This window comes from Mesorhizobium sp. FG116 (genome assembly GCF_057809835.1).
The window spans coordinates 1-3,131 of sequence record NZ_JBMDKS010000084.1 but is presented as its reverse complement, the minus strand read 5'-3'; the positions used below and the strand labels follow the sequence as shown (position 1 = coordinate 3,131).

Annotated in this window: 4 protein-coding genes; all 4 read left to right on the top strand. The window is 59.6% G+C overall.

The features are described from left to right. A partial coding sequence (locus tag ACODTY_RS23620; protein ID WP_488996614.1) for a N,N-dimethylformamidase beta subunit family domain-containing protein occupies positions 1–336 on the top strand: 336 nt, incomplete at its 5' end. Positions 337–363: 27 nt separating this feature from the next. Continuing rightward, positions 364–1,563, top strand: a complete 1,200-nt coding sequence (locus ACODTY_RS23615; protein ID WP_488996613.1) for a substrate-binding protein — start codon at positions 364–366, stop codon at positions 1,561–1,563. Positions 1,564–1,664: 101 nt separating this feature from the next. Then, on the top strand, positions 1,665–2,540 hold the full coding sequence (locus tag ACODTY_RS23610) for a branched-chain amino acid ABC transporter permease (RefSeq protein WP_488996612.1): 876 nt from the start codon (positions 1,665–1,667) through the stop codon (positions 2,538–2,540). 89 nt (positions 2,541–2,629) lie between these two features. Continuing rightward, a partial coding sequence (locus ACODTY_RS23605) for a branched-chain amino acid ABC transporter permease (protein WP_488996611.1) occupies positions 2,630–3,131 on the top strand: 502 nt, incomplete at its 3' end.

Genomic DNA, 3,131 nt, shown 5'->3' with positions numbered 1-3,131 from the left:
CGGGCGGACGCGCTGCTGGGCACGCCTCCCAACGCGCTGGTGCTGGCCTCGTCGGAGGACCACACCGATATTTACATGGTGGTCTGCGAAGAGCTGCTGACCAACACGCCCGGGATGTCCGGGCAGGAAAGCCCACTCGTGCGGGCTGATCTGGTCTTCTACGAGACGCCCGCTGGGGGTGCGGTTTTCTCGGTTAGCTCAATCGCCTGGGCCGGAAGTCTGTCCCACAACAACTATCAAAACAACGTCTCAAGAATAACCAGCAACGTCCTGGAGCGGTTTCTGGACCCAGAGCCGTTTTGCGAACCCGCCGTCTCGTTGGACGGCAGTCGGTAGGTAGAATCCAAACTTAGGGAGGATCTAATGCTAGAATTCAGAAAACTTCGCAGCACTGCTGCCCTTTTCGGTGTGATGCTTGCGGGTGCCGCTGCCTTCGGTCTCCCGCAAAGCGCTCGCGCGGACGACGATGTCGTGATCGGACTGGTTCAGGCTCTGAGCGGGCCGGGAAGCGTCCTGTCTCCTCCGGTGTTGCAGGCTGCGCAACTCGCGGCCGACGAAGTCAATGCCAACGGCGGCATCCTGGGGCGCAAGGTTCGCATCGAGAACGGCGATGACGGCACTGATCCGCGCATCGCGGAGCAAGCTTGGGATAGCCTCATCAACCAGAGGCATGCCAGCTTCATCATCTCAATGGAGACGAGCGCTGGGCGAGAGGCCGGCATCCCCGTCGCCGAGAAAGCCAATGTGCCAGCGATCTATACCTCGCTTTATGAGGGAGCGTCGTGCCACCCGACGCTGTATGCCAATGCGGAAGTCCCGAACCAGCAGACTGACCCGCTGGTAAAGTACCTGACGGAGAAGGAAGGTGCCAAGACGTGGTTCTTCGTCGGGAGCGACTATCTGTGGCCCCACAAGTCGTTCGAAATCGCGAAGAAGGTCATCGAGGCGGCCGGCGGCACGGTCGTAGGTGAGGAATACGCTCCAATTGGCACGACGGACTGGGCGTCGGTCGTGAGCAAGATCAACCGCACAAACCCCAGCGTCGTCCTGCTGGCCCTCGCCGGCGGCGCGGACAATGTTTCGATAATGAAGCAAAAGAACGCCTCCGGCTCTCCGGCCCTCGTTGCCAGCCTCGACATTGAGGAGGGCGCTCTTGCCGCCCTGGGCCCTGATGGTGAGGGCATCTACGTTCCGGGATCTTATTTCTCGACGGTGGACACCCCGGAAAACAAGAAATTCACCGAGGCGCTCCAGAAGAAGTTCGGGGACAAGATGGCCACGCCGACCTTCTTTTCGGCACCCACGTACGACGCTATCCATGAGTTTGCGCTGGCAGCGCAGAAAGCGCAAACCCTGGAAGGCAGCGCCGTCCTGAAGGCCTTGAGCGAAGTCTCTTTCAGCGGACCGCGGGGCACGGTGAAACTGACGACAGACCGACATGCCAGCCTGCCCATTTATCTGGGCAAGGCCAGGAGCGATGGAAAGTTCGACATCGTCCAGTCTTTGGGCACCATCGACGCTTCCAGGCAATGTGACCCCGAACCCAAGTTCGGGTCGAAGTAAGCAACAAACGGTGCGTGCCAACGACCGAGGACCCGCGTGCAGCGCGGGTCCCGGATGGTGCTCGCCTCCGTTGGGCAAAGCCACAGGAGTGGGCCTAAGCGATGCTATTTGATCTTCTCGACGTCATAACCACGGTGGCGCTGCTGTATGTCGTCGCCTTCGGGTTGCTGATCGTCTTCGGCGTTATGTCAGTTATCAATTTGGCACACGGGGCGTTCATCGTCCTTGGGGCCTATGCCGGCCTGATTGCGACCGAGCTCCATATCAGTCCCTGGTGGAGTTTTCTTCTCGCTCCGGCCGTCGGCTTTGTGTGCGGAAGCCTCATTGAAATACTGGTCGTGCGCCGGCTCTACGGCAGACCCCTCGACACCATCCTGGCTACGTGGGGGCTGAGCATCGTCATCATCCAGCTGGTTACCCTGTACTTCGGCCGCGGGGCCCAGTTCGTAAACATGCCCGTCCGCGGCTTCGTCGAGATCGCTGACATTCGGTACTCGACGTATCGGCTCATCATGGTCGGCATCGCATTCGCGCTGTGGGCCGCCTTCACAGCGTTTACCCGATTCACCGAGTACGGCCTGATCGCGAGATCAGTGATCATGAACGAGAATTTGGCCGCAGCCCTTGGAATCAATACGGGCCGCGTCCGCCTTATAACCTTCTCGGTGGGCTCCGCCCTTGCCGCCTTCGCCGGCGCCGCCATCGCACCGATGTCCAGCATCGACCCCAACCTTGGCGTTCCCTTCGTCATACCTGCATTCATGATCGTGTTTGTCGCCGGCCCCTCTCTGACGGGTCTGGCGTTTAGCGCTGCCATCCTCGGTGCCTGCCAGACTCTCGTGTCCATCTATGGAAACCAGATCATGGGGAGTTTGGTGATCGTAGTACTAGCCGTGCTGCTGGTCCGCGTATTCCCAACTGGCCTGACACCGGGTGCCATCCGCGATTTTGCCGCCGGAAGCAGAAAGGGGCGCTAGCCATGCACGGTCAAATTACGTCAGCCGAGGCAGTGGGTGCCCGGCGGCCCACGTGGCAAATGTTAGCAGTAGCTCTCGTAGCGGTACTGATGGCCGCAATGCCCGTAGTCGCCGATAATTACCTGATCGGCCTCATGGCTCGGGCATTCTGTTTCGCATTGCTCGCGATGACCGTCGACCTTCTATGGGGCTACGCAGGGATTCTGAGCCTCGGTCAATCTGCCTTCTTTGGCATTGGCGCCTACGCCGTCGGCATCGTTTTCACTCACTATATCGGATCATGGCCTGGTGCCTGCATTAGTTTGATCGGAGGCACGATAACCGCAGTCCTGGTGGCCGCAGCGCTGGGTTGGTTCATATTCTACGCCCGCATCAGCCTGATATTCCCGTTCTACGTCTCAGTAGTTACGTTGGCCATTGGCGTGGTATTCTATCAGGTTGTTCTGAGCGGCGGCGCTCTAACTGGCGCGAGCCAAGGACTCAGCGGCTTCAGTACGATCGAGCTTTCGCAAAATGAATGGTACTGGTTTCTGCTTGCAGTGCTCTTGGTGTTTGGCTTTCTCGGCTATCGCCTTGTGCGGAGCGACGGAG

Excerpts from the sequence above, each read along its gene's own strand:
- ACODTY_RS23610 (WP_488996612.1), top strand. The coding sequence starts at position 1,665 with ATGCTATTTGATCTTCTCGACGTCATAACCACGGTGGCGCTGCTGTAT.
- ACODTY_RS23615 (WP_488996613.1), top strand. The coding sequence starts at position 364 with ATGCTAGAATTCAGAAAACTTCGCAGCACTGCTGCCCTTTTCGGTGTG.